Source organism: Peptidiphaga sp. (genome assembly GCF_057238965.1).
Window position 1 is genome coordinate 1 of the sequence record NZ_DBHHEV010000148.1, and the last position, 2,021, is coordinate 2,021.

The 2,021-nt window shown below is 66.2% G+C and carries 2 protein-coding genes; both read right to left on the reverse strand.

The genetic code is table 11. The features are described from left to right. Window positions 1-24: 24 nt before the first annotated feature. On the reverse strand, window positions 25-840 hold the full coding sequence (locus ACO48X_RS11115) for an alpha/beta fold hydrolase (RefSeq protein WP_485002146.1): 816 nt from the start codon (window positions 838-840) through the stop codon (window positions 25-27). Window positions 841-927: 87 nt separating this feature from the next. Next, a partial coding sequence (locus tag ACO48X_RS11120; protein WP_485002147.1) for a PAS domain-containing protein occupies window positions 928-2,021 on the reverse strand: 1,094 nt, incomplete at its 5' end.

Consider the following 2,021-nt stretch of genomic DNA (forward strand, 5'->3'; position numbering starts at 1 on the left):
CCCTAGGCATGCGTCCGTCCAAAGCTAGGCATGCGTTCCTCCGAAGCCGATTCGATTCGCGAATGCGATCGCCTCGCGGGCGGCGGCGTCGGGCGATTCGAGCATCGGCGCGTGCCCGGCTCCTTCGACCATGACGAAGGAGCCCTGTGCGAAATTCGAGGCCGCCCACGACGCCTCGGCCCGAGGGTCCTTCCAGTCGGGGTCCTGGGCGCCCATGACGACAAGGGCGGGAGCGGTCACGCGGTTGAACCACGGGGCGACGACGGAATGGTCCGTGCGTGTGGTTTTCGAAAAGGCTGCCCAATGGCCTTTCCGTTTGAGGATCGAAGAGAGGCGAGAGGCCCGGGCCGAAGCCTGGTCGCCGAGGCCCGGCCAAAGTCTGCGCGAGTGAAGGCCCCAAATTGCGGGTCCCCACGGGCGGGCGAGGGCGAGGCGTAAAGCGAGCTGCGCGATTGGGTTCGACGCGCCGCGCAGAAAAGGCCCGAAAAGGATGAGCCCAGAGACTTTCTCGGGCTCTTTTCCAGCGGCGATTGTGGCCGCGGCGGCGGACATGGACGCCCCCGCGAGGATCGCGGGTCCGCCTCCCAGTTCGTCCACGACGGCAAGCATATCCTGCGCCGTCGGCTCGTCGCCGTAAGAGCCGAAGCCCGTTGACGAATCGCCGTGGCCGCGCAGATCGGCGCTCGCGACCCGAAATCCGGCTTCGACCAAACGTCGCGAGAATGGGGCGAAGGCGTCGCGACTGTCTCCCATTGCGGGCGAGCAGACGACGAGCGGCCCCTCGCCCGCAGCCTCGACGCAGATCGTTCCTCCCGGAACGGAAATGTTGCTAATGGTCATAGCCAAAAAGCTAATGTAATTAGCTTTTGAGTGCAAGCCGCTTGGACGGCTTTCAGCCGCCAGAGCCTTCATCGCGGGCCGCTTTGGTCAGGCGAGCGCAAAGAGCCGCTGTTCGGCGTCGTCGAGGAGCGTTTTGAGCGTCGAAGAATCGATTGCGGTGTCGAAGTCCCTGCAGCGCCGCGCCAGGCCGTCGAGCTCCTCGAGGCTTTCGCCGACCGCGTCGATGTGGCGGGAGACGGCCTCGGCCAGTTCGTCGGAGCCGTCCGACGCGCCCTCCGCGTCCGAGTCCTGCTCCTGGTTCCACAGCATGAGGACCTGGCGGGGAATCGCCAGCAGGTTGGACGTTTCGACGATGAAGTCAGCGGTCTGCGAAGCGAGGTCGGCGTGGGCCGCGGCCATCTCCTCCATCTCCGACAGGCCCTTTCGCAGGGCGCCGCCGAGCATCGCGATGGCGTCCGCCGAAACGTCGGCGTCGGTCCCGCCGTCGATCAGCTCCGCGGTGAATTTGGCCATCATGGTCGTGTGAAGCCGAGCCAAGGCCACCCTGAATCGGGTCTGCGCGCTGATCTTGTCGAGTCGCGCGAGGGCGTCGACCAACTGGTCCGTGGGTCCGCGCACGAGGTCCTTCATCTGCCCCCACGTTTCGAGTAGCTGGGCGAGTTTCTCCGTCTTCGATTCGCTTTGCACGAGGGCCGCCGACAACGCGTCGTCGTCGATCTCCTTGCGTAGGCTGTCTCGCGTGGACCGAAGCGCGGCGGACAGATCGGCCAGATCGTCCTGCCGGCCCATCCAGGCGTCGAGCTCCTTTGCGATGCCCTTGGCGTCGGAGAGCATCTGCGCCAAGGCGCCGCTGGCCTCGGGGCGCTCGGGGAACTCGTCGGCGACGGCCTCCCGCTTCGCAACCTCCGCGGGAAGCGCGATGTTCTGAAGGTCTTCGTAGGAGGGCATGCCCGCCTCGTCTAGCAGCTCGAGGATCTTCGCCGCCCCCTCGGAGGCGACCTGGCGCCGTGTGAGCCCGTCGGATTCAAGCTTTCCCTCGAAAGCTGCCGCTTTCTCGTATATCGAGAGGGCGGCGCCGAAAAGGTCCTCGCAGCCGGGGCGTATTCTGACCGAGAGGTAGCCGCCGTCTTCGAGGGGCGTGACGGTGGCGAATACGTCGTACTCACTGCCGTCGGAGGCCA

Bases quoted from the DNA above. Each gene is read 5' to 3' on its own strand.
- ACO48X_RS11115 (WP_485002146.1), bottom strand. From the start codon at position 840: ATGACCATTAGCAACATTTCCGTTCCGGGAGGAACGATCTGCGTCGAG.